Raw genomic sequence first — 21926 nt, 5'->3', positions numbered from 1 at the left:
ACAGGCAAGCTCGGCTCAGCCAGAAGCAGGTTCTGACGTGGATGTGGGGGAAGAAGGACGATCGGGCGGCGGCATTGTGCCGTCCGCGGCCGGGGCCGGCAATGCGCCGGCGCGACGCAGCAGGCGCAGATAGGCCTGGCGCAACTGCTCGCCGCTGGCCTGGGCGGCGGCGCTGCGCGCCACCACCACGTAGTCGCCGTGTTTCAGCCACGGCAACAGCTGCCGCGTGGCCTCGCGCAGCACGCGCTTGATGCGATTGCGCACGACCGCGCGCTTGTCGACCTTGCGCGACACCGCCAGACCCAGCCGCGCCGGGTGCGGCGCACTGCGCCAGTGCAGGCTCATCAGCGGCTCGGAACAGCGGCGCGCGGCATCGAACACGACGCGGTATTCCGCAGACGTGCGAACCCGCGCAGAGCGAGGAAATCGCCTACGCGGGTCGGGATGATTCACGGTCCGGATTGCAGGCGCCGCCTGGGGCGGCGAAGCAATCAAGCGCTCAGGCGCTTGCGGCCCTTGGCGCGGCGACGGGCCAGGATCTTGCGGCCGTCGGCGGTGGCCATACGGGCACGGAAGCCGTGGTCGCGCTTGCGCTTGAGGTTGCTGGGCTGGAAGGTGCGCTTGGTGGCCATCGGGGCGCTCTGATCTGAATGGGGCGGAAAGAACCGGAAATTCTATAGGACCACTCACGCCGCGGTCAACTCCCTGTATTGACGACGGCACAGGCCGGCCACGCCAGGCCTGTGGATGGATCTGTGAATAGCCGTGGGAAAACCATTCCCGACCCTGCGCGCCGGTGGTAGTCTGATCCATCCGCTTTCCTCTCCCACCGGCCGAATGCGCCGCGCCCGAGCGCGCCCTTCATGCCCGGTCTATCGACGAATTTAGATCTGATGGATGCTTGGCCCCGTTGCCTGGAACGTCTGGAAGCCGAATTTCCAGCCGAGGACGTTCACACTTGGTTGAAACCGCTGCAAGCCGAACAGCGCCATGACAACAGCATGGTGCTGTACGCCCCGAACGCCTTCATCGTCGAGCAGGTGCGCGAGCGCTACCTGCCGCGTATCCGCGAACTGCTGACCTATTTCGCCGGCAGCGGCGAGGTGCTGCTGCAGGTCGGCTCGCGTCCGCGCGCGCCGGAACCGGCGGCCGCCCCGCCCAGCGAGACCGCGGCCGCACGCACGCCGGCGCCGCCGTTGCTGGAGCCGTTCGCCGGCAACCTCGATTCGCACTACACCTTCGCCAACTTCGTCGAAGGCCGCAGCAACCAGCTCGGCCTGGCCGCGGCGGTGCAGGCCGCGCAGAAGCCCGGCGACCGCGCGCACAACCCGCTGCTGCTGTACGGCGGCACCGGCCTGGGCAAGACCCACCTGATGTTCGCCGCCGGCAACGCCATGCGCGAGCAGAACCCGAACGCGCGGGTGATGTACCTGCGCTCGGAACAGTTCTTCAGCGCGATGATCCGTGCGCTGCAGGACAAGACCATGGACCAGTTCAAGCGCCAGTTCCAGCAGGTGGACGCGCTGCTGATCGACGATATCCAGTTCTTCGCCGGCAAGGACCGCACCCAGGAAGAGTTCTTCCACACCTTCAACGCGCTGTTCGACGGCCGTCAGCAGATCATCCTGACCTGCGACCGCTACCCGCGCGAGGTCGAGGGCCTGGAGCCGCGGCTGAAGTCGCGCCTGGCCTGGGGCCTGTCGGTGGCGATCGATCCGCCCGATTTCGAGACCCGCGCGGCGATCGTGCTGGCCAAGGCGCGCGAGCGCGGCGCGGAGATCCCCGACGACGTGGCGTTCCTGATCGCCAAGAAGATGCGCTCGAACGTGCGCGACCTGGAAGGCGCGCTCAACACGCTGGCGGCGCGCGCCAACTTCACCGGCCGCGCGATCACCACCGAATTCGCCCAGGAAACCCTGCGCGACCTGCTCCGTGCGCAGCAGCAGGCGATCGGCATCCCCAACATCCAGAAGACCGTGGCCGACTACTACGGCCTGCAGATCAAGGATCTGCTGTCCAAGCGGCGCACGCGCTCGCTGGCGCGGCCGCGCCAGGTGGCGATGGCGCTGACCAAGGAACTGACCGAACACAGCCTGCCGGAGATCGGCGATGCGTTCGCCGGGCGCGACCACACCACCGTGTTGCACGCCTGCCGGCAGATCAAGCACCTGATGGAAACCGACGGCAAGCTCCGCGAAGACTGGGACAAGCTGATCCGCAAGCTCAGCGAGTGAGCCCGGAGAGGACAGGGCGACACGCCGATCCACACGCGCAGCGTGTGCGTTCGGCGGTCACCTGGAGCCACGTGATAAATCGGTGCATGACTTCGCGACAAATCCGGGAGAAACTGTGGATAAAGCGCGACGCGGCGGCGACGGCAAAACTATCCACAGGTTTCCCCACCAGTTCCGGGACAGTAGTACACGGGATTGAGGGCGATAAAAATCTTTTGTTTTCAGTGGTTTGAGCTACATTTGCACCGAATTTCGCTCTACCATCACCACCAAGCTTTTGATTTATTCCACATCTTTTAAAGCATAGGGGCACGGAACCACATGCGTTTCACACTGCAGCGCGAAGCCTTCCTCAAGCCATTGGCGCAAGTCGTCAATGTGGTCGAACGCCGCCAGACCTTGCCGGTTCTGGCCAACTTCCTGGTGCAGGTGCAGGGCGGCCAGCTGTCGCTGACCGGTACCGATCTGGAAGTGGAAATGGTCTCGCGCATTGCGGTCGACGATGCCCAGGACGGCGAAACCACGATCCCGGCTCGCAAGCTGTTCGAGATCGTGCGTGCCCTGCCCGACGGCAGCAAGGTCACCGTGTCCCAGTCCGGCGACAAGATCACCGTGCAGGCCGGGCGCAGCCGCTTCACCCTGGCCACGCTGCCCGCCAACGACTTCCCCTCGGTCGACGAAGTGGAAGCCACCGAGCGCGTGGTCGTTCCGGAAGCGGCATTGAAGGAACTGATCGAGCGCACCGCGTTCGCGATGGCGCAGCAGGACGTGCGCTATTACCTCAACGGCCTGCTGTTCGACCTGCGCGACCAGACCCTGCGCTGCGTGGCCACCGATGGCCATCGCCTGGCGCTGTGCGAGACCGAGCTGGAGAACGCCGGCGGCGCCAAGCGCCAGATCATCGTGCCGCGCAAGGGCGTGACCGAGCTGCAGCGCCTGCTGGAAGGCGGCGAGCGCGAAGTCGAGCTGGAAGTCGGCCGGGCACATGTGCGGGTCAAGCGCGACGATGTCACCTTTACCTCCAAGCTGATCGACGGTCGCTTCCCCGATTACGAAGCGGTGATCCCGATCGGTGCCGACCGCGAGGTCAAGCTGGATCGCGAGATCCTGCGCGCAGCGCTGCAGCGTGCGGCGATCCTGTCCAACGAGAAGTACCGCGGCGTGCGCGTGGAAGTCTCGCCGGGCCAGCTGAAGATCAGCGCGCATAACCCGGAACAGGAAGAAGCGCAGGAAGAAGTGGAAGCGGACACCAAGGTCAGCGACCTGGCGATCGGCTTCAACGTGAACTACCTGCTCGACGCCCTGTCCGCGCTGCGCGAGGAGTTCGTGGTGATCCAGCTGCGCGACGCCAACTCGTCGGCACTGGTGCGCGAAGCCAGCAGCGCCCGCTCCCGTCACGTGGTGATGCCGCTGCGTCTCTGACGGTTCCCGTTCGTGTTCCACGTGGAACACGTGCGAAAGCGACCCGGCCTTCGTGCCGGGTTTTCTTTTTGTTGGGCTCCAAGATCAACGCTCCCGCACTGAGAGGGATCCGTTGCCACGGGAGGCCCGCGCAGCTTGCACCCTTGCATTACCCGGCCAAAACGCATCGGCCGTGACTGTGTCTGCAAAGAGACGGGCTCCGGCACCTCGGCGGGATCACACCATTATCGAAGCGCCAGGAGACCGTGCGGCAAGACAACGTGCCTGTGGTCGCCTGGCCGACCCTCTTACCCACGCCTCCACCGTCCCGCGGGAGTCCGTCATCCCAATGATGCGGAGGTTGCTGGCACGCAGCGCTGCCAGTTTCCCGAGCGCGGCCGTCCTGACAGCGCCCATCAGCCGTTTTGGGTATGCTGCCGCCCTACCCCAAGCCCCGATCTGCGTGCGCCCGGTGCGAGCGCCTTCGCCTCTATCCCCGCATGCACGTCTCCCGCCTCGACTTCCACCACCTGCGCCGGTTCGCGGCGCTCGAGCTGGCGCCCGCGCCTGGACTGAACCTGATCACCGGCGACAATGGCGCCGGCAAGACCACGGTGCTCGAGGCGATGCACCTGATGGCGTATGGCCGCAGCTTCCGTGGTCGCGTGCGCGATGGGCTGGTCAGCCAGGGCCAGGACGCGCTGGACGTCTTCGTCGAATGGCAGGAGCAGTCGGCTGAGGTCGGCACTACACGCCGGCGCCGCGCCGGACTGCGCCACAGCGGCCAGGAATGGCGTGGCCGCCTCGACGGCCAGGACGTTGCCCACCTCGGCACCCTGTGTGCTGCGCTGGCGGTGGTGACCTTCGAGCCGGGCAGCCACCTGCTGGTCAGCGGTGGCGGCGAGCCCCGCCGCCGCTTCGTCGACTGGGGTTTGTTCCACGTGGAACCTGATTTCCTGTCCCTGTGGCGGCGCTACGCCCGCGCGCTCAAGCAGCGCAATGCGTTGCTCAAGAGCGGCGGCAGCGGCGCGGCGCTGGATGCCTGGGATCACGAGCTCGCCGAGTCTGGTGAGCCGTTGACCTCGCGCCGCCAGGACTACCTGGACCGCCTGCTTCAGCGTCTGCTCGCCCTCGCCCCGGATCTGGCGCCAGCGCTGGGTATCTCACATCTGCAGTTCGCGCCCGGCTGGCGCCGCCAGGAGGTGTCGCTGGCCGACGCGCTACTGCTCAACCGCGAACGCGACCGGCAGCTCGGCTATACCTCTGCCGGTCCGCACCGGGCCGACTGGAGCCTCAGCTTTGCCGAGATTCCCGGCCGTGATGCGCTCTCCCGCGGCCAGGCCAAGCTCACCGCCCTGGCCTGCCTGCTGGCGCAGGCCGAGGACTACGCCGAGCAGCGCGGCGAATGGCCGGTGATCGCCTTGGACGATCTGGGCTCGGAGCTGGACCGCCACCACCAGGCCCGGGTGCTTGAGCGCCTGCGTGCCGGGCCGGCGCAGGTCTTCGTCACTGCCACCGAGACCCCGCAGGCGCTGGCCGACGCCAGCCTGCCGATCGCCCGGTTCCACGTGGAACATGGCCAGATCCTGGCCGTTTCCTAGGCCGCCGCGGGTCCGGCGGCCCGGGCTGCTATAATTTCCGCCAATCCCCTATCCAGCGGCGCGAACCGGCCCCGGCCTGTCTTCGCCGCCTCGTGGAGCCTACGGCACCCGCATGACCGACGAACAGAACACCCCGCCCAGCAACGGCAACTACGACGCCAACAGCATCACCGCCCTGGAAGGCCTGGAGGCGGTCCGCAAGCGGCCCGGCATGTACATCGGCGACGTCCATGACGGCACCGGTCTGCATCACATGGTGTTCGAGGTCGTCGACAACTCCATCGACGAAGCCCTGGCCGGGCATGCCGACCACGTCGCGGTGACGATCCACGCCGATGGTTCGGTCTCGGTGTCGGACAATGGCCGCGGCATCCCAGTCGGCAAGCACGCGCAGATGAGCGCCAAGCTCGGCCGTGAGGTCTCCGCCGCCGAAGTGGTGATGACCGTCCTGCACGCCGGCGGCAAGTTCGACGACAACAGCTACAAGGTGTCCGGCGGCCTGCACGGCGTGGGCGTCAGCGTGGTCAACGCGCTGTCGGAGAAGCTGCTGCTGGACGTGTTCCAGGGCGGCTCGCACTACCAGCAGGAATTCAGCAACGGCGCGGCCGTCGCGCCGCTGGTCAAGCTCGGCGAGACCACCCAGCGCGGTACCACCGTACGCTTCTGGCCGTCGGTGGTGGCCTTCCACAACAACGTGGAGTTCCACTACGACATCCTGGCCCGGCGCCTGCGCGAGCTGTCCTTCCTCAATTCCGGGGTCAAGATTGTGCTCGCCGACGAGCGCGGCGAGGGGCGCCGCGACGACTTCCACTACGAGGGCGGCATCCGCAGCTTCGTCGAGCACCTCGCGCAGCTGAAGACCCCGCTGCACCCGAACGTGATCTCGGTCACCGGCGAGCACAACGGCATCACCGTGGACGTGGCGCTGCAGTGGACCGACTCCTACCAGGAGACGATGTACTGCTTCACCAACAACATCCCGCAGAAGGACGGCGGCACCCACCTGGCCGGCTTCCGCGGCGCGCTGACCCGCGTGCTCAACACCTACATCGAGCAGAACGGCATCGCCAAGCAGGCCAAGATCAACCTGACCGGCGACGACATGCGCGAAGGCATGATCGCGGTGCTGTCGGTGAAGGTGCCGGACCCCAGCTTCTCCAGCCAGACCAAGGAGAAGCTGGTCAGCTCCGACGTGCGCCCGGCGGTGGAGAACGCCTTCGGCGCACGCCTGGAGGAGTTCCTGCAGGAGAACCCCAACGAGGCCAAGGCCATCGCCGGCAAGATCGTCGATGCCGCCCGCGCCCGTGAGGCCGCGCGCAAGGCAAGAGACCTGACCCGCCGCAAGGGCGCGCTGGACATCGCCGGCCTGCCCGGCAAGCTGGCCGATTGCCAGGAAAAGGATCCGGCGCTGTCGGAGCTGTTCATCGTCGAGGGCGACTCGGCAGGCGGCTCGGCCAAGCAAGGCCGTAATCGCAAGAACCAGGCGGTGCTGCCGCTGCGCGGCAAGATCCTCAACGTCGAGCGCGCGCGCTTCGACCGCATGCTGTCCTCCGACCAGGTCGGCACGCTGATCACCGCGCTGGGCACCGGCATCGGCCGCGACGAGTACAACCCGGACAAGCTGCGCTACCACCGCATCATCATCATGACCGACGCCGACGTCGACGGCGCGCACATCCGCACCCTGCTGCTGACCTTCTTCTACCGGCAGATGCCGGAGCTGATCGAGCGCGGCTACGTCTACATCGGCCTGCCGCCGCTGTATCGGCTCAAGCAGGGCAAGCAGGAGCTGTACCTGAAGGACGACAACGCGCTCAACGCCTACCTGGCCAGCAGCGCGGTCGAAGGCGCGGCGCTGGTCCCGGCCAGCAACGAGCCACCGATCACCGGCGCGGCGCTGGAGAAGCTGCTGCTGCTGTTCGCCAGCGCCAACGAGGCGGTGGCGCGCAATGCGCACCGCTACGACCCGGCGCTGCTGAGCGCGCTGATCGACCTGCCGCCGCTGGACGTGGCCCAGCTCGAGAGCGAGGGCGAGACGCATCCGAGCCTGGACGCGCTGCAGGCGGTGCTCAATCGCGGCAGCCTGGGCTCGGCGCGCTATAGCCTGCGTTTCCAGGCGTCCAACGCGCAGCGCCCGGCCACCCTGCTGGTGGAGCGCCGGCACATGGGCGAGGAGACCACCTATGTGGTGCCGATGGCGGTGTTCGAGAGCGGCGAGCTGCGGCCGCTGCGCGAGATCGCGCGGGAGTTGCATGGGCTGGTGCGCGAGGGCGCGCAGATCGTGCGCGGCAACAAGACCCAGGCCATCACCAGCTTCGCCCAGGCCTACGCCTGGCTGTTCGAGGAGGCCAAGAAGGGCCGCCAGATCCAGCGCTTCAAGGGCCTGGGCGAAATGAACGCCGAGCAGCTGTGGGAGACCACGGTGAACCCGGATACGCGTCGCCTGCTGCAGGTGCGCATCGAGGACGCGGTCGCCGCCGACCAGATCTTCAGCACGCTGATGGGCGACGTGGTCGAACCGCGCCGCGACTTCATCGAAGAAAACGCGCTGAAGGTCGCCAACCTCGATATCTGACCCTGGCGGTCCCCGCCCTGGCGTGCGCCGGGGCGGGCGTCCCGCTGTGCCTTCCGCCCGCTTCCGCACAGGATCGCGATGACCGCGCCGCCGTTGCCCGCCACCCCGCTGCCGTTGCCTTCCGCGCCGCCGGCCCGCCCGCGCCGGCCGATCCTCGGTTTCTTCCTCGACGTGCTGCTGGCGGCGGTGGTGCTGCTGGCGGTGAGCGTGCTGAGCGGCCTGGTCTGGGGCGTGATCCGCGGCTTCCAGCTGGCGATGGAACTGAAGGCGCACGGCATCCCCGCCGATCGCCTGGCATCGGTGGTGGCGCAGCGGGTCGGCCAGCCGGGCGCGCTGGCGCAACTGCTGATCGCCCTGGTCAGCACGCTCTCCGCGGCGCTGCTGCTGTACTTCCTGCGGCGTCCGGCCAGCGCCGCCGAGCGCCGTGCCTCCTGGCAGGCGGCGCGCACGCCGTCGACCTGGGGCTGGGTGCTGCTGGTCGCGGTCGGCGTGTTCGTCGGCAGCGCGGCGATTTCCGCGCTGGCGGCGCAGATCGGCATCAAGCCGGTGCCGACCAACCTGCCGCTGATGCAGGACGCGATGGCGCAGATGCCGCTGTTCCTGTGCGTGTTCGCGATCGTGATCGCGCCGGCCTACGAGGAACTGCTGTTCCGCCGCGTGCTGTTCGGGCGGCTGTGGGACGCAGGCCGGCCGCGGTTGGGCATGCTGCTCAGCGGCGCCGCCTTCGCCCTGGTGCACGAAGTACCGGGGACCACCGGCAACAGCCTCGCCGCCACCGCGCAACTGTGGCTGGTCTACGGCGGCATGGGCGCCGCGTTCGCCTGGCTGTACAAGCGTACCGGCACCTTGTGGGCGTCGATCGCCGCGCATGGCCTCAACAACGCCATCGCGGTCGCCGGACTCTACTGGTTTGGCGCAACCTGAAGGTTTGTTTGACGAAATGTTAAGACGCGGCCCCCCACACTGCGACGCGTGTTAGGAGGGGGGACCGTATGAAGCAAGTGGTACTTGGCGCATCGCTGGCGATGCTGCTGGCAGCGTGTGCGACGACGACATCGCCAACCGGGCGCACCCAGGTCGTGGGCGGCATCTCGCAACAACAACTCGACCAGATGGGCGCGCAGGCGTTCGCCGAAGCCAAGGCCAAGGAACAGCTGGACACCGATCCCAAGCGCAACGCCTACGTGCGCTGCGTGGTCAACACGCTGGTCGCGCAGCTGCCCGAGCAATGGCGCGGCACCGGCTGGGAAACCGCGCTGTTCAACGACAAGGAACCCAACGCGTTCGCCCTGCCCGGCGGCAAGGTCGGGGTCAACAGCGGCATCTTCAGCGTGGCCAAGAACCAGGACCAGCTCGCCGCCGTGCTCGGCCACGAGATCGGCCACGTCATTTCGCGTCATCACGAAGAACGCATCACCCGCCAGCTCGGTGCGCAGGCAGGCCTGAGCGTGATTGGCGCGTTGGCCGGTGCCCGCTACGGTCAGGGCGCGGCCGACACCGTCGGCCAGGTCGGCGGCATGACTGCGCAGACCCTGTTCCTGCTGCCCGGTTCGCGCCAGCAGGAAACCGAAGCGGATGTCGTCGGCCAGCGCCTGATGGCGCAGGCCGGATTCGATCCCGCGCAGGCGGTGGATCTGTGGAAGAACATGATGGCCGCCGGCGGCGCACGTCCGCCGCAATGGCTGTCCACCCACCCCGATCCCAGTGCCCGCATCGGCGAGCTGCAGCGCGACGTCGCCGCGCTGGAACCGGTGTATGCGCAGGCGCGCAGCGCCGGCAGGACGCCCAAGTGCGGCTGAGTCGTCCGTCGTCCCTGTGTCCGTCGCCGGCACTGTCACAGAAAACGCATCCAAAAACGTTTTCACGGCGTACAGGTTTCTGATAGGTTTGCTGGCTCGGCCGAGGAATGGCCGCTCCGTCTTCCGTGCCGCTCCGGGCGGTTTCCACCGAGGTGACCCATGAAATTCCGCATTCGCAAGCAAGCGTTGTTGTCCCTGGTGATCGCCGCCGCCCTCGGTGGCGCGGTGGTGACCGATGCCGCTGCGCAGAGCGATCGCACCGACCACCGTTCCTCGCGCAATGCGAAGAACGAGAAGGCGGCGGTGCTGTTCCCCAATGCCGAGCGCAAGGAGCCGACCGGCAAGCCGTCGTCCAAGCTCGGCAGCAAGCTGCAGAAGCTCATCGACACCTACAACAAGGGCGAGGACTACGCGGCGGTGCGCGCCCAGGCCGATGAGATCCTGGCCAACAGCGGCGCCAACGAGTACGACAAGTCGCTGGCCGCGCAGCTGGCCGCGCAGGCCGCCTACAACCTCGACGACAGCAAGGCCGCGCAGGCGTACCTGAAGCAGGCGATCCAGTTCAACGGCCTGGACAACAACGGCCACTACCAGTCGATGCTGATGCTGGCGCAGCTGCAGCTGCAGGACGAGCAGACCGCCGAGGGCTTGGCCACCCTCGACAAGTTCCTCGCCGAAACCAAGTCGACCCGCCCGGAAGACCTGATCCTCAAGGGCCAGGCGCTGTACCAGGCGCAGCGCTACCAGGAAGCGATCCCGGCGCTGAAGCAGGCGATCGCCGCGTCGCCGGAGCCGAAGGACAGCTGGAATCAGCTGCTGATGGCGTCCTACGCCGAAGCCGGCCAGACCGGTGAAGCGGTCAAGGCCGCCGAGGCGTTGGCCGCCAAGTCGCCCAACGACAAGAAGGCCCAGCTCAACCTGGCCAGCATGTACATGCAGGCCGACCAGATGGACAAGGCCGCGGCGGTGATGGACAAGCTGCGCGCCGCCGGTCAGCTGACCGACGAGAAGGAATACAAGCAGCTGTACTCGATCTACGCCAACACCGACGGCCACGAAAAGGACGTCATCGCGGTCATCAACGAAGGCATGCAGAAGGGCATTCTGAAGCCGGACTACCAGACCTACCTGGCGCTGGCGCAGTCGTACTACTACACCGACCAGCTGCCGCAGGCGATCGAGAACTGGCAGAAGGCGGCGCCGCTGTCCAAGGACGGCGAAACCTATCTCAACCTGGCCAAGGTGCTGCATTCGGAAGGCCGCGTTGCCGAGGCCAAGCAGGCCGCGCAGCAGGCACTGGCCAAGGGCGTCAAAAAGCCGGAAGACGCCAAGAAGATCATCAACCTGAAGTAGCACGCAAAAAAAGCCCCCGAAGACCAGTGCTGAAAGTAGTGCAGGTAACAGGGATTGGTATAAGCTTGGAGGTTCCTGCGGTGTCATTGCCGCGTGAACTTGGGTTCCGCTCCACAGCGGAATCCGCCCCCCTTTAATTGAGTCATTGGCGCATGACGGAACAACTGGTCATCCATCGGCAGTACGACAAAGATGACGCCTCCGGCCTCAGCTGGCCGCGCATCATCGGTATTGCCTTCGTAATCGCGCTGCATCTTGCGGCGCTGATGTTGCTGCTGATTCCGGCCGTTGCGCCCAAGGCGGTGGCGGAGAAGGAACGCAACATCATGGTCACCCTGGTGGACGCACCGCCGCCGCCTCCCCCGCCGCCGCCGCCGCCGCCGAAGCCGCCGGAAACTCCGCCGCCGCCGGTGAAGAACCTCGCGCCGCCGAAGCCGACCCCGCTGCCGCCGCCGCCGGAAGCCCCGGTGATCGACGTGCCGGAGCCGCGCCCGAACGACGTGGCCACCCCGCCGTCGCCGCCTGCGCCGCCGGCCGCACCCTCCGACATCAGCGCTAGCGTCGATATTTCGTCGAAGAACATGAACCCGCCGAAGTACCCGCCGGCTGCATTCCGGTCGGGCGCGCAGGGTGAGGTGATCCTGATCATCGATGTCGATGCCAGTGGTAACGTCACGAACGTTGCCGTCGAGAAATCCAGCCGCAACCGCGACCTGGACCGCGCCGCCATGGAAGCAGCGCGCAAGTGGCGGTTCAATGCCGCTGTCGTCAATGGACAGAAGACCGCCGGCCGCGTCCGCGTCCCGGTCAACTTCGCGCTGAACTGATACAAAGGTTGCGCGGACCGGCGCACCGCCGGTCCGCAAACCCTGTCTACTCTTTGCACCACCCTCATCACCACCACACACAACAAAGGTAAGCGTCATGCTGCAGGAAATTTTCATCGCCGCTGCTGCGGGGGGCAACAACGCATCGAACGCCCTGTCGCAGATGGGCTTCGAGCACCTGATCACCGAAATGACCTCCAAGCCGGGTGACTTCGCCGTCTCCTGGGTGGTGCTCATCACCCTGATCATCATGTCCGCCTCGTCCTGGTACTGGACGATCATCAACATCTTCCGCGCCACCCGTCTGAAGAGCCAGGCCGACCGCGTCACCAGCCTGTTCTGGGACACCCCGAACGCCCAGGACGCCATCCGTGCGATGGAAGAGCAGCCGGCCTCCGAGCCGTTCTCGAAGATCGCCCTGGACGCCGCGCAGGCCGCCGCTCACCACCAGCGCGCCGAAGCCGGCACCGGCACCGGCCTGGGCGAGACCCTGAGCCGTTCGGAGTTCGTCGACCGCGCCCTGCGTCAGGCCGTGACCCGCGAAAGCACCAAGCTGCAGTCGGGCATGACCCTGCTGGCGACCGTCGGTGCGACCGCGCCGTTCGTCGGTCTGCTGGGTACGGTGTGGGGCATCTACGGCGCGCTGATCAAGATCGGTGCCACCGGCTCCGCCTCGATCGACGCCGTGGCCGGCCCGGTCGGTGAAGCGCTGATCATGACCGCGATCGGTCTGTTCGTCGCGATCCCGGCCGTGTTCGCCTTCAACTTCTTCAGCAAGGTCAACAGCTCGGTGATCGCCAAGTTCGACACCTTCGCTCACGACCTGCACGACTTCTTCGCCACCGGTTCGCGCGTTCGCTGATCCCGGCTAAGTCGTCCACGCAACGTTAACGGAGCCCGTTATGGCTTTCAGTAGTGGTAACAGCGGCGGCCCCATGGCCGACATCAACGTCACGCCCCTCGTGGACGTGATGCTGGTGCTGCTGATCATCTTCATCATCACGGCACCGCTGATGTCCCACAAGGTCAAGGTGGAACTGCCCCAAGCCAACTTGAAGCAGGATCCGGACAAGGACGACAAGCGTTCGAATCCGATCACCCTGGCGGTCAAGGAGGACGGGTCGCTGTACTGGAACGATGAGCCGATTTCCAAGGAAGCCCTGGAATCGCGCTTCTCGACCGCTGCACAGCAGACCCCGCAGCCGCCGCTCAACCTGCGTGGCGACCGCACCACCAAGATGCGCACGATCAACGAGATCACCAAGATCGCGCAGAGTCAGGGCATGCTGGACGTCGGCTTCGTTGCGACCAAAGAGAAGGGGAACTGAGCCATGGCGTTCAGCTCAGGAGGCGGCCGTGGTCCCATGGCCGACATCAACGTCACGCCGCTGGTCGACGTGATGCTGGTGCTGTTGATCATCTTCATCGTGACCGCGCCGATCATGACGTACCCGATCGACGTGGATCTGCCGCAGCGGGTCATCAACCCGCCGCCGCAGTTGCGCGATCCGCCGCCGCCGATCGATCTGCGGATCGATGCGTCGAACCAGGTGTTCTGGAACAACAGCCCGGTGGCGGTGAGTGCGCTCCCGCAGATGATGGAAAACGAAGTCCAGCGCGATCCGACCAACCAGCCGGAACTGCGCATCGATGCCAATCCGGATTCCGAGTACGAAGTGATGGCCAAGGTGCTGGCCGCCGCCAAGAACTCGGACATGAAGAAGATCGGCTTCGTGCAGCAATAATCTTCACCGCAATTCGCTTCACCGCAACACCTCAGTCATGACGCGACTGCAAACGCCACCGGCAACGGTGGCGTTTTTTTGTGCGTGCACGGTTGGCTGCACTGCCCGCTGCGACGATGCCTGCCCGCGGTCCTGCGTGTGGCGCGTCGCGTCGTCCGCCTTGCCGGGCGTGCTTCGCGCTCGCCTGCTCGCCTCCCGGCCTGAGCAGTCCGATGCGGGACCACTCCCGAGCCTGCCCGCCTGTCGCCGCCCCTCGCATCCCGCCGCGCCGCGGGTGTAGGCTGGTGGCGCGACACCACAACACCCACAGGAGGCTGGCCATGGCGTTCAGTGCTGCAGGGAATCGGGGACCGCTGGCGGAGATCAATGTCACCCCGCTGGTCGATGTGATGCTGGTGCTGTTGATCATCTTCATCGTCACAGCGCCGATGCTGACGCGGACGATCGCCATGGACCTGCCGCAGCGGACGCCGGCACTTTCCAGGCCCTTGCCGCCACCGGACCCGATCCAGTTGCGCCTGGACGCCAGTGGCCAGTTGTTCTGGAATGCCGTGCCGCTGGCCTTGCGCGATCTGCAGCCCCGGCTGCAGGAAGCGATGGCGCAGGCGGCCGGCAATCCGCCCGAACTGCGCATCGATGCCAGCCCGGACGCCGACTACGAGGCCATGGCCAAGGTGCTGGCGGCGGCCAAGAACGCCGACGTCCAGCGCATCGGTTTCGTGCAGTAACAGGCAGCCGGCGATGCGACGCCACCGTTGTCGGTGACGTCGCCCGCTCGGGCACCGCACGGCGCGCGCCCTGGCGGAGACAGCCAAAAACCCACGCTGATTGGATTGCGCCGAGCGCGAGCACTGCAGCACGCGATGGCTGCCAAGCGGCCAGTCTGCCCGGGAAGCGCCCTGCCTCGCTTTGCCGGCCTCGCTCAGCGTGCCCCGGCCAGCACCGCCAGATACGCCTTCACCGTGGCGTCGAGCCCGGCGTAGAGCGCCTCGCCGATCAGCGCGTGGCCGATCGACACTTCCAGCACCTGCGGCACCGTCTCCAGGAACGCGCCGAGATTGGCCTGGGCCAGATCGTGGCCGGCGTTGACGCCGAGCCCGGCAGCCTGCGCGCGGCGTGCGGCAGCAGCGAACGGCGCGGCCGCGGCACTGTCGCCCTGCTCCCACGCGGCGGCATAGGGACCGGTGTACAACTCGATGCGGTCGGCGCCCAGTTCGGCCGCCACCGCCAGATCCGGGTTGTCGGCATCGACGAACAGGCTGACCCGGCAGCCCAGGGCTTTCAGTTCGGCGATCAGCGGGCGCAGACGCTCGCTGTCGCGGCCGAAGTCGAAACCGTGGTCGGAGGTGAGCTGGCCGTCGCCGTCGGGCACCAGGGTGGCCTGCGCCGGGCGGGTCTGCGCGCACAGGGCGATCAGTCCCGGGTAGCCGGGACGCGGCGGCGCGAACGGGTTGCCCTCGATGTTGAATTCGACGCCGCGCTCGCGGGTCAGTTCGGCCAGCGCCAGCACGTCCTCGGCATGGATGTGGCGCCGGTCCGGGCGCGGGTGCACGGTGATGCCGTGCGCGCCGGCGTCCAGGCAGGCACGCGCGGCGTCGAGCACGCTGGGCAGGTCGCCGCCGCGCGAATTGCGCAGCACCGCGATCTTGTTGACGTTGACGCTGAGCTTGGTCATCGCCGGCGAACCGCTTATGGTGCCGCGGCGTCGTCGCTGGCGGCGGCCGCAGCGCGGCGCGCCTCGGCCTGCTCGCGCAGCCGGCGCAGTTCGGCCGGGTCGATCATCGGCATCGCGTCGCGCTGGCTGGCATCGCCGATCTTGGCCACGTACCAGCCGCGTGCCCAGGCCAGCAGAAAGGCCAGCGCGGCCAGCAGGCTCACCACCAGCAACCACATGTGCGGCGTCGTGAACGCCAGAACGAAAGCACCCAGCGCGAGCGGCAGAAAGAGCCAATACATGACGATCTCCCCAAGGATGGCGCAGTGTAGCGCCGCCGGGCGTGCCGGTTCCACGTGGCGTGGCGGCCGGCGCGCGCCGCTCCCGGCGCCGGGGCGCCGCGCTTACAGCAGCGGCGAGGTCAGCCGCGCCACCGCCTCCGGCAGCCGGTAGCGCCACAGCGAGCGCTTGCGGTCGTCGCGCACGCGCACCGCGTCGGCCATCTCGCCTTCCAGCAGCTCGGCCAGCTGCCGGGTCAGCCCACGGTCGCGGAACAGCGTGGCGACCTCGAAATTGAGCCGGAAACTGCGGTTGTCGAAGTTGGCGCTGCCGACCAGACACAGGTCCTCGTCGGTGATCAGCGCCTTGGTGTGCAGCATGCGCGGGCCGTACTCGTAGATCCGCACGCCGGCCTGCAGCAGTTCGTCGAAGTAGGAGCGCGCGGCCAAGGTCACCAGCCGCGAGTCGCTGCGCTTGGGCACCAGCAGGCGCACGTCCAGCCCGCCCAGCGCCGCCGAGGTCAGCGCCATGCGCGCGGCCTCGCCCGGCACGAAGTACGGCGTGACCAGCCACACCCGCCGTTGCGCCTCGTGGATCGCCGCCACCTGCAGGCGATGGATGCTTTCCCACGACGAATCCGGCCCCGACACCAGCACCTGTGCCTGGATGCTGCCGGCGTCGCGGCTGGGCATGTCGCTGGGCCAGATCCGCGCCATGTCGAAGGCGTCGCGGCCCTGGCGGGTGGCGTACAGCCAGTCCTCCACGAACACCAGCTGCAGGCTGCGCACCACGTGGCCTTCGCAGCGCAGGTGCAGGTCGCGGTAGGCGTCGGCGCGCAGCGCCTCGTTCTCCTCGTCGGTGACGTTGATGCCGCCGGTGAAGGCGATGCGGCCGTCGATCACCACGATCTTGCGGTGGGTGCGCAGGTTGACCCAGGGCCGCTTGAACTTGAACGGCCGCAGCAACTGGGTGGGATGGAACCAGGCCACCTCGGCGCCGGCCTCCAGCAGTGGCCGCAGGAAGCGCTTGCGCACCTGCGAGGAGCCGACCGCATCCAGCAGCAGGCGCACCCGAACCCCGGCGCGAGCGCGCTCGACCAGCGCGTCGCGGATGCGCGTGCCGGTGCGGTCGGGATTGAAGATGTAGTACTCCAGGTGCACATGGTGCTGCGCGGCGCCGATGTCGCGCAGGATCGCCTCGTAGGTAGCGGCGCCGTCGACCAGCCACTGCACCGCGGTGGCCGAACTCGGCGCCAGGCCGGTGGTGGCCTGGGCGATCTTGGCCAGCTCGGTGCAGTCGGCGTCGGGTGGGCACACGCTGCTGTAGTGCTCCATGCCCGAGCGCGAGCGGCCACGGCGCAGGCGCTGCCGCTTCACCTTCTGCGGGCCCAGCAGGTAGTAGATGACGAAGCCCAGGTAGGGCAAGGCGGCCAGCGACAGCACCCAGCTCAGCGTCGCCGCCGGCTCGCGTTTCTGCAGCACGATCCAGCCGCTCAGCCACAGGATGTACAGCAGGTAGGCGGCGGTGAGGTAGGCGCCGATGTGCGGGATGCCGGTCAGCCGGTCCCAGGTGTTCTGCAGAGTCGCGATCACGAGCATCGGCGGATTCTAGAGGGTGACGCGGAGATTGCGGCGAAGGCGGTGCCGGCTCGGTACCGCGGCGACTGCCCGGATCGCGTGGGTTTGCTGTCTGGCGCGCTGGCAGTCATCCGCTCTGCGAACCTGCCCTGCACGGCGGGTGCATGACAGCAGGCGTTCGCGGCAACCGGGTGACGCCAAGGCGACGGCGTTCGCGTGCGCCCGCGACGAGGCCCCGGTTCGGCGAATGGCAGCGTCATCGCCAAAGAGCGACAGGCCGCCGGCCCGCCGTGGAACGTCGATCTGCTGCGCCGCCATGCGCAACGGGCGGAGGCGAGCCACGCTGCCTGCGTGGCCTGAAAGATTCAGCGCCGCCGTCGGTGCCGTCGCATCCGCCGAGACGCCTGCCGCGTAGCCTATGCCGATGAGCACCGCCATCAAGGGCCGCGGCGCCGGCAGCCATCTGCCGGGCCGCTTCGAACGGACCGTCAGCCAGGCCGAGGACGACGGCTGGCACCCCGACGACAGCGAGGAATTCGCCGCTCCGCGCCTGCGCACCCAGGTGAGCGAGGAGACCGCACGCAGCATCATCAGCCGCAACCAGTCGCCGGACGTGGGGTTCGCCCAATCGGTGAATCCGTACCGCGGCTGCGAGCACGGCTGCAGCTACTGCTTCGCCCGCCCCAGCCATGCCTATCTGAACCTGTCGCCGGGGCTGGACTTCGAGACGCGGCTGTTCGCCAAGACCAATGCCCCGGAGCTGTTGCGCCGGGAGCTGGCCAAGCCCGGCTACGTGCCCAGCCCGATCGCGCTGGGCATCAACACCGACGCCTACCAGCCGATCGAGCGCAAGCTGCAGCTGACCCGGCGCCTGATCGAGGTCTTCGCCGAGACTCGCCACCCGTTCTCGCTGATCACCAAGAACGCGCTGGTCGAGCGCGACCTGGACCTGCTGGCGCCGCTGGCCCGCGACAACCTGGTCAGCGTGCACTTCTCGGTGACCTCGCTGGACCCGCGGCTGTCGGCCAAGCTGGAGCCGCGCGCCTCGGCGCCGCACGCGAGGCTGCGCGCGATGCGTAGCTTGCATGAGGCCGGCGTGCCGGTCGGGGTGATGGTGGCGCCGGTGATCCCGTGGATCAACGATCACGCCCTCGAAGCGGTGCTGGAGGCGGCCCGCGAGGCCGGCGCCGAGTCCGCCGGCTACGTGCTGCTGCGCCTGCCGCACGAGGTGGCGCCGCTGTTCCGCGACTGGCTGCAGGCGCACCATCCCGACCGCGCCGCGCACGTGATGAGCACGGTGCAGCAACTGCGCGGCGGCAAGGACTACGACAGCACCTTCGGCAAGCGCATGCGCGGCGAAGGGGTGTACGCCGACCTGCTGGCACGGCGCTTCGCGCTGGCGCACAAGCGGCTGGGTTATGCCGAGTCCCCGCGTCGCCGCCTGGACTGCAGCCACTTCGTCAAACCGCAGCCGCCGCGCCCGCCGTCGCCGCAGGGTGTGTTGTTTTGAGCGGGGATTGGGGATTCGGGATTGGGGATTCGCAAGAGCGACACGGCGCGGCCTGACGCAGCCACTGCAATCCAACTGCCAAGAAAGCCGCTTTTACGAATCCCCATTCCCCATTCCCTATTCCCTGCCGTAAAGCGCCTGCGCCGACTGGAACAGGATCCAGCTTGTGGCGATGAACTTGTCGCCGCGCTGCGGGCGGTTGCCGCGGTGGGTGTGGGTGAAGGCGGTCGGGGCGATCAGCAGGCTGCCGGCGCGCGGGACGATCTTGCGCTGCTGGAACAGGAACTCGGTCTCGCCCTCGTCGAAATCGTCGTTGAGGTAAAGGGTCCACAGCAGGTGCCGGTGCAGGGTCTCGGCACTCGGATCGCGCGGGTACAGTTCGCAGTGCCAGTACGGGTAGCCGCCCTCGCCCGCTTCGTACCACTGCAGGTTGATCGCGCCCGGGCGCAGGCAGGTGCGCGCCAGGTTGGATAGCGCGGCGTCGTCGAGCAGGGCGAAGTCGTCGGCGCCGAGCCGGTGTGGCTGGCCGTCGGCGCCGGGCACCTGCAGCATCAGCGGCGAGATCAGGGTCTGCGGGTACTTGCGCAGGTAGCCGAGCAGCCCGCCGAACACGGCCTGCTGCAGCCGCTGTTCCACGTCGCGCCATGGCTCCAGGCCGCTGATGCGCAGGTCGCGGCTGCGCTTGAGCTCGGGGAACACGCCGCTGCCTACCTCGCCGGGCCGCAACTGGGTGCTGCCGCGCAGGCGGCGCAGGATGGCGGCGCAGTCCTCGCGGGACATGGCGCCATCGAACACTTCGATGAAATCGGGATGCAGGTCGGACATCGCGCGACCTTACCAGCGATTTCGCAGGGTTGCAGCCGCAGCGCAGCGGCTCCGTGCCACTGGCGCTCCGACGCGGCGGAACGCTCAGGCCAGCGGCGGTGGGTACGGATTGGCCTTGAGCAGGCGCGCCAGGTGCGCGGCGTTGCTGGCGGCGGTCTTGATGGTGTCGGCCAGCACCTTCGGCGTCTGTTTCAGGTCCTGGTAGTCGGTGCTGCCCATCGCCTCGCCGACCCAGTACGGCGGGCTGCCGGCGGCGACGCTGAAACCGAAGTCGGTCAGCCCCTGGTAGAGATCGGCGCTGACCTTGTGCGCGCCATCCTCGTTGCCCACCACCGCGACCATGGCCACGCGGTTGAAGGTCGGATACACGCCGTCGTCGCCTATTTCGCCGAGAAACGCATCCATGCGCTCCAGGACGCGCTGCGCCAGGCTCGACGGATGGCCGACCCAGATCGGTGTGGCCAGCACGAAGATGTCTGCATCCAGCACGCGCTGGCGCAGCTGCGGCCAGGCATCGCCGTCGCCTTCGTCGGCACGTACGCCGGGGCGCACGTCGAAGTCGGCCACACGCGCCGAATCGCCCTGCACGCCGTGCGCGGCCAGTGCCTGCAGGATCTGATCCAGCAGGCGCTGGGTGGACGAGGGCGCAGTGCCGCGCTTGAGCGAGCAGTTCAGGCCGAAGGCGCGCAGGGACATGGTCCGACTCCGTCAGTAAAACCTCACTGTGGATCGGGCGCGATGGGCCTGACGTCGCGATGGCGTGCAAGGGTCGTGAGCGCTGCGGCACCGCAAACACGCAGCGAGCGCGGTCCGTGTGGCCTTGAGATCGGCCTGGGCGATAGCGGTCCGCCGCCGCGATCGCCCCATCGCGCACCGACCAGGCGTGCGGGCGCTGTCGGTGGCTAGGAGCGCTTGGATGACCCGGGCGTGCCGCGGATCGCGATGCCCAACAGCGCCAGCCACACCGCCAGCGCCAGCAGGGTCGGCAGCTCGAAGCGGCTGGAGTTGTACAGGGTGAAGCTGCGGGCGGCGAAGAACAGCAGCGTCCACAGCGCCAGGTTGACCAGCACGATCCGCCGCCGCCAGCGGTGGCGGGTGAACAGCGCGATGACCGTGGGCATCAGCGCGACCGGTGCGGTGGCGAAGAAGAACAACACGACGAGGGTCTGGTTCATGGGGTTCCTCCCGCCCGGGACGACCAGGTGCATGCGACGACCGCCGGCGATCAACGCGCTCTGCTGGCGCCGGACGCCGCTACCCTACCGCAGCCAGGGCGTCAGGCAACCGCCGGCACGTCGCCAGCGGCGCAAAGGAGCGGTGTCGCAGCGGACGCACGGTCGTGCGTCATGACGAGCGCCGCTCCCGCGCCTCAGTGCGCCGCACTCGCTGGCCAGACCCGATCGACCAGGTCGCCGATTTCGATCGGCGACTGTTCGCCTTCCGCAGCACGCTGCCAGGCCGCTGGCGAAGGACCTTGGCGCCCGGTCGGCGGCGCGTCCCACAGCGTGACGTTGAGCGCGAACACCACCACACCGCCCTTGGCCTGGAATGGCGGTACCCGCTCCAGAGCGGAGACCAGCGTGTTCGCCACCGGATCGGGCAGTGCCGGTGTCACATCCAGCCAGATCCGGGACCGGCCGCCAGGGCGGACCGCCACGGCCACGAAGCCGGCGGCCGGTCGGGGTGTGGCGACCCGCGCCAGTTCGCGCGACGCCGTGGCATTCAGCGCTTTCACATATGCCGCCAGGTCTTCGACGCTCTCGGCGCGATCGCGCATCACCGATTCCGGCTGCAGCAGCATGAGGTTCTGCATGCGAAAGGGTTCGGCGGCCGACAGCGTTCCGCTCGACATCATTGCCACCAGCATCAGGCACCAGCGCATCGGAACCTCCCTGTTCGTCTCGATCGGCGCATCCTGCCGCATCGCCGCGCGCCCGGCCAGGGGCGCGGCAAGCGTCGGGGATCAGTACAGCAGATCGACGTAGTGGATCTTCTTCGCGCCGAAACCGCCACAGCCCTCGCTGGTCGTGTACTGCAGCACGACCTGAGTCCTGGACGTGGCGGCGGAGAGAATGGCCGAATACTTTTCCTTGGCGATGGCGTCCGCGGAAAAATCGATCACCCAGCGTCCATCGGACGCGCACTCGTTGTTGGTCGGCTGGTTCTCCAGCCAGACCGAAGCGTAGTTGGATTCGACCACGACGCGGGTGATCTTCCCCTGCTGCGTGGTGTCGGCACAGGCCACACCCGAGGCGAGCAGCAGCAATAGCCCGATGACACGCTTCATTGCATTTCCCCTGTTTGAGTTTTCTACCGCCATCGGCGCTGTGGCAGTGAGCGCACATCATCGAGCCAAGACGCCGCCCCGAAGCGACTGCGCCGCTACAGGACGATCTCGCCCCCCAATCGCAATGTGCCGCCTGTAGCGGTCTCCCCCTTGCACCCACCGCGACCATGCCGGCGATGCGGCACCGAGGATACGACAGCGCTGGCGACAGCCGCCATCGTCCAGGGTCCCCGGACGCGCGGCTGCCGCGCCACCACGC

The 21926-nt window shown here is 67.8% G+C and carries 23 protein-coding genes; 13 read left to right on the top strand and 10 right to left on the bottom strand.

What is annotated here, in order from left to right:
• Positions 1-15: 15 nt before the first annotated feature.
• Together rnpA and rpmH are read right to left on the bottom strand one after the other, a co-directional pair.
• The gene (gene rnpA / locus SLW52_RS08705) at positions 16-453 is read right to left on the bottom strand and encodes a ribonuclease P protein component (RefSeq protein WP_267084863.1); all 438 of its coding nucleotides are present in this window, start codon (positions 451-453) and stop codon (positions 16-18) included.
• 38 nt (positions 454-491) lie between these two features.
• Positions 492-632 (bottom strand): 50S ribosomal protein L34, encoded by a 141-nt coding sequence (rpmH, locus tag SLW52_RS08700; RefSeq protein WP_003469983.1) that lies wholly within the window; start codon positions 630-632, stop codon positions 492-494.
• Positions 633-893: 261 nt separating this feature from the next.
• Between rpmH and dnaA the strand changes: the two genes are divergently transcribed.
• The 12 genes from dnaA to SLW52_RS08640 all read left to right on the top strand — a co-directional run bounded on the left by dnaA (position 894) and on the right by SLW52_RS08640 (position 14263).
• Positions 894-2234, top strand: coding sequence for a chromosomal replication initiator protein DnaA (dnaA, locus tag SLW52_RS08695; RefSeq protein ID WP_026144198.1), 1341 nt, complete (start codon positions 894-896; stop codon positions 2232-2234).
• Between the two features lie 321 nt (positions 2235-2555).
• Entirely contained in the window at positions 2556-3656 is a 1101-nt protein-coding gene (gene dnaN, locus SLW52_RS08690; RefSeq protein WP_017911750.1) for a DNA polymerase III subunit beta, read from the top strand.
• Positions 3657-4135: 479 nt separating this feature from the next.
• Positions 4136-5236: a DNA replication/repair protein RecF gene (gene recF, locus SLW52_RS08685; protein WP_152237606.1), complete on the top strand. Its 1101-nt coding sequence runs from the start codon at positions 4136-4138 to the stop codon at positions 5234-5236.
• Between the two features lie 112 nt (positions 5237-5348).
• The gene (gene gyrB / locus SLW52_RS08680) at positions 5349-7811 is read left to right on the top strand and encodes a DNA topoisomerase (ATP-hydrolyzing) subunit B (protein WP_017915838.1); all 2463 of its coding nucleotides are present in this window, start codon (positions 5349-5351) and stop codon (positions 7809-7811) included.
• A gap of 78 nt (positions 7812-7889) precedes the next feature.
• Entirely contained in the window at positions 7890-8735 is an 846-nt protein-coding gene (locus SLW52_RS08675; RefSeq protein ID WP_267095288.1) for a type II CAAX endopeptidase family protein, read from the top strand.
• A 68-nt stretch (positions 8736-8803) separates the two neighbouring features.
• A complete protein-coding gene (locus tag SLW52_RS08670; protein WP_026143554.1) occupies positions 8804-9610 on the top strand; it encodes a M48 family metallopeptidase in 807 nt (268 codons plus the stop codon).
• A gap of 159 nt (positions 9611-9769) precedes the next feature.
• Positions 9770-10963 carry a tetratricopeptide repeat protein gene (locus SLW52_RS08665; protein WP_017907988.1) on the top strand — a complete coding sequence of 398 codons (1194 nt, stop codon included), beginning with the start codon at positions 9770-9772 and terminating at the stop codon, positions 10961-10963.
• Positions 10964-11115: 152 nt separating this feature from the next.
• On the top strand, positions 11116-11790 hold the full coding sequence (locus tag SLW52_RS08660) for an energy transducer TonB (RefSeq protein ID WP_242082628.1): 675 nt from the start codon (positions 11116-11118) through the stop codon (positions 11788-11790).
• Positions 11791-11887: 97 nt separating this feature from the next.
• Complete coding sequence (gene exbB / locus SLW52_RS08655; RefSeq protein WP_010340667.1) at positions 11888-12652, top strand: TonB-system energizer ExbB; 765 nt, start codon at positions 11888-11890, stop codon at positions 12650-12652.
• Positions 12653-12692: 40 nt separating this feature from the next.
• Positions 12693-13118, top strand: coding sequence for a biopolymer transporter ExbD (locus tag SLW52_RS08650; RefSeq protein ID WP_010340666.1), 426 nt, complete (start codon positions 12693-12695; stop codon positions 13116-13118).
• A 3-nt stretch (positions 13119-13121) separates the two neighbouring features.
• The gene (locus SLW52_RS08645) at positions 13122-13535 is read left to right on the top strand and encodes a biopolymer transporter ExbD (RefSeq protein WP_010340665.1); all 414 of its coding nucleotides are present in this window, start codon (positions 13122-13124) and stop codon (positions 13533-13535) included.
• A gap of 320 nt (positions 13536-13855) precedes the next feature.
• Entirely contained in the window at positions 13856-14263 is a 408-nt protein-coding gene (locus SLW52_RS08640; RefSeq protein WP_267098920.1) for a biopolymer transporter ExbD, read from the top strand.
• A 194-nt stretch (positions 14264-14457) separates the two neighbouring features.
• Here SLW52_RS08640 and SLW52_RS08635 read toward each other — a convergent pair whose 3' ends face one another.
• From SLW52_RS08635 to cls, 3 genes are all read right to left on the bottom strand, one after another.
• A complete protein-coding gene (locus SLW52_RS08635) occupies positions 14458-15210 on the bottom strand; it encodes a pyridoxine 5'-phosphate synthase (RefSeq protein ID WP_017914585.1) in 753 nt (250 codons plus the stop codon).
• Positions 15211-15224: 14 nt separating this feature from the next.
• A complete protein-coding gene (locus SLW52_RS08630) occupies positions 15225-15491 on the bottom strand; it encodes a hypothetical protein (RefSeq protein WP_010340662.1) in 267 nt (88 codons plus the stop codon).
• A 102-nt stretch (positions 15492-15593) separates the two neighbouring features.
• A complete protein-coding gene (gene cls, locus SLW52_RS08625; RefSeq protein WP_152243853.1) occupies positions 15594-17066 on the bottom strand; it encodes a cardiolipin synthase in 1473 nt (490 codons plus the stop codon).
• Between the two features lie 403 nt (positions 17067-17469).
• Here cls and SLW52_RS08620 point away from each other — a divergent pair, with 403 nt between their 5' ends.
• Positions 17470-18555, top strand: a complete 1086-nt coding sequence (locus SLW52_RS08620) for a PA0069 family radical SAM protein (protein WP_320740010.1) — start codon at positions 17470-17472, stop codon at positions 18553-18555.
• 117 nt (positions 18556-18672) lie between these two features.
• Here SLW52_RS08620 and SLW52_RS08615 read toward each other — a convergent pair whose 3' ends face one another.
• From SLW52_RS08615 to SLW52_RS08595, 5 genes are all read right to left on the bottom strand, one after another.
• Positions 18673-19380: a 2OG-Fe(II) oxygenase gene (locus SLW52_RS08615; RefSeq protein WP_017911286.1), complete on the bottom strand. Its 708-nt coding sequence runs from the start codon at positions 19378-19380 to the stop codon at positions 18673-18675.
• 84 nt (positions 19381-19464) lie between these two features.
• Positions 19465-20076 (bottom strand): NAD(P)H-dependent oxidoreductase, encoded by a 612-nt coding sequence (locus tag SLW52_RS08610; protein ID WP_152236791.1) that lies wholly within the window; start codon positions 20074-20076, stop codon positions 19465-19467.
• 206 nt (positions 20077-20282) lie between these two features.
• On the bottom strand, positions 20283-20555 hold the full coding sequence (locus SLW52_RS08605; protein ID WP_017910082.1) for a hypothetical protein: 273 nt from the start codon (positions 20553-20555) through the stop codon (positions 20283-20285).
• A 194-nt stretch (positions 20556-20749) separates the two neighbouring features.
• The gene (locus SLW52_RS08600; protein ID WP_267084871.1) at positions 20750-21262 is read right to left on the bottom strand and encodes a hypothetical protein; all 513 of its coding nucleotides are present in this window, start codon (positions 21260-21262) and stop codon (positions 20750-20752) included.
• 81 nt (positions 21263-21343) lie between these two features.
• Positions 21344-21667, bottom strand: coding sequence for a hypothetical protein (locus SLW52_RS08595; protein ID WP_267084872.1), 324 nt, complete (start codon positions 21665-21667; stop codon positions 21344-21346).
• Positions 21668-21926 lie beyond the last annotated feature (259 nt).

Source organism: Xanthomonas sp. LF02-5, from assembly GCF_034105325.1.
GTDB lineage: Bacteria > Pseudomonadota > Gammaproteobacteria > Xanthomonadales > Xanthomonadaceae > Xanthomonas_A > Xanthomonas_A sontii.
The sequence above is the reverse complement of the archived record's forward strand: the minus strand, read 5'-3'. Positions and strand labels throughout refer to the sequence as shown.

Excerpts from the sequence above, each read along its gene's own strand:
- SLW52_RS08610 (WP_152236791.1), bottom strand. The coding sequence starts at position 20,076 with ATGTCCCTGCGCGCCTTCGGCCTGAACTGCTCGCTCAAGCGCGGCACT.
- SLW52_RS08630 (WP_010340662.1), bottom strand. The coding sequence starts at position 15,491 with ATGTATTGGCTCTTTCTGCCGCTCGCGCTGGGTGCTTTCGTTCTGGCG.
- SLW52_RS08615 (WP_017911286.1), bottom strand. The coding sequence starts at position 19,380 with ATGTCCGACCTGCATCCCGATTTCATCGAAGTGTTCGATGGCGCCATG.
- rpmH (WP_003469983.1), bottom strand. The coding sequence starts at position 632 with ATGGCCACCAAGCGCACCTTCCAGCCCAGCAACCTCAAGCGCAAGCGC.
- gyrB (WP_017915838.1), top strand. The coding sequence starts at position 5,349 with ATGACCGACGAACAGAACACCCCGCCCAGCAACGGCAACTACGACGCC.
- SLW52_RS08675 (WP_267095288.1), top strand. The coding sequence starts at position 7,890 with ATGACCGCGCCGCCGTTGCCCGCCACCCCGCTGCCGTTGCCTTCCGCG.
- SLW52_RS08605 (WP_017910082.1), bottom strand. The coding sequence starts at position 20,555 with ATGAACCAGACCCTCGTCGTGTTGTTCTTCTTCGCCACCGCACCGGTC.
- dnaN (WP_017911750.1), top strand. The coding sequence starts at position 2,556 with ATGCGTTTCACACTGCAGCGCGAAGCCTTCCTCAAGCCATTGGCGCAA.
- SLW52_RS08635 (WP_017914585.1), bottom strand. The coding sequence starts at position 15,210 with ATGACCAAGCTCAGCGTCAACGTCAACAAGATCGCGGTGCTGCGCAAT.
- SLW52_RS08670 (WP_026143554.1), top strand. The coding sequence starts at position 8,804 with ATGAAGCAAGTGGTACTTGGCGCATCGCTGGCGATGCTGCTGGCAGCG.
- recF (WP_152237606.1), top strand. The coding sequence starts at position 4,136 with ATGCACGTCTCCCGCCTCGACTTCCACCACCTGCGCCGGTTCGCGGCG.
- SLW52_RS08600 (WP_267084871.1), bottom strand. The coding sequence starts at position 21,262 with ATGCGCTGGTGCCTGATGCTGGTGGCAATGATGTCGAGCGGAACGCTG.
- SLW52_RS08650 (WP_010340666.1), top strand. The coding sequence starts at position 12,693 with ATGGCTTTCAGTAGTGGTAACAGCGGCGGCCCCATGGCCGACATCAAC.
- dnaA (WP_026144198.1), top strand. The coding sequence starts at position 894 with ATGGATGCTTGGCCCCGTTGCCTGGAACGTCTGGAAGCCGAATTTCCA.
- exbB (WP_010340667.1), top strand. The coding sequence starts at position 11,888 with ATGCTGCAGGAAATTTTCATCGCCGCTGCTGCGGGGGGCAACAACGCA.
- SLW52_RS08660 (WP_242082628.1), top strand. The coding sequence starts at position 11,116 with ATGACGGAACAACTGGTCATCCATCGGCAGTACGACAAAGATGACGCC.
- SLW52_RS08645 (WP_010340665.1), top strand. The coding sequence starts at position 13,122 with ATGGCGTTCAGCTCAGGAGGCGGCCGTGGTCCCATGGCCGACATCAAC.
- SLW52_RS08640 (WP_267098920.1), top strand. The coding sequence starts at position 13,856 with ATGGCGTTCAGTGCTGCAGGGAATCGGGGACCGCTGGCGGAGATCAAT.
- SLW52_RS08665 (WP_017907988.1), top strand. The coding sequence starts at position 9,770 with ATGAAATTCCGCATTCGCAAGCAAGCGTTGTTGTCCCTGGTGATCGCC.
- SLW52_RS08620 (WP_320740010.1), top strand. The coding sequence starts at position 17,470 with ATGAGCACCGCCATCAAGGGCCGCGGCGCCGGCAGCCATCTGCCGGGC.
- cls (WP_152243853.1), bottom strand. The coding sequence starts at position 17,066 with ATGCTCGTGATCGCGACTCTGCAGAACACCTGGGACCGGCTGACCGGC.
- SLW52_RS08595 (WP_267084872.1), bottom strand. The coding sequence starts at position 21,667 with ATGAAGCGTGTCATCGGGCTATTGCTGCTGCTCGCCTCGGGTGTGGCC.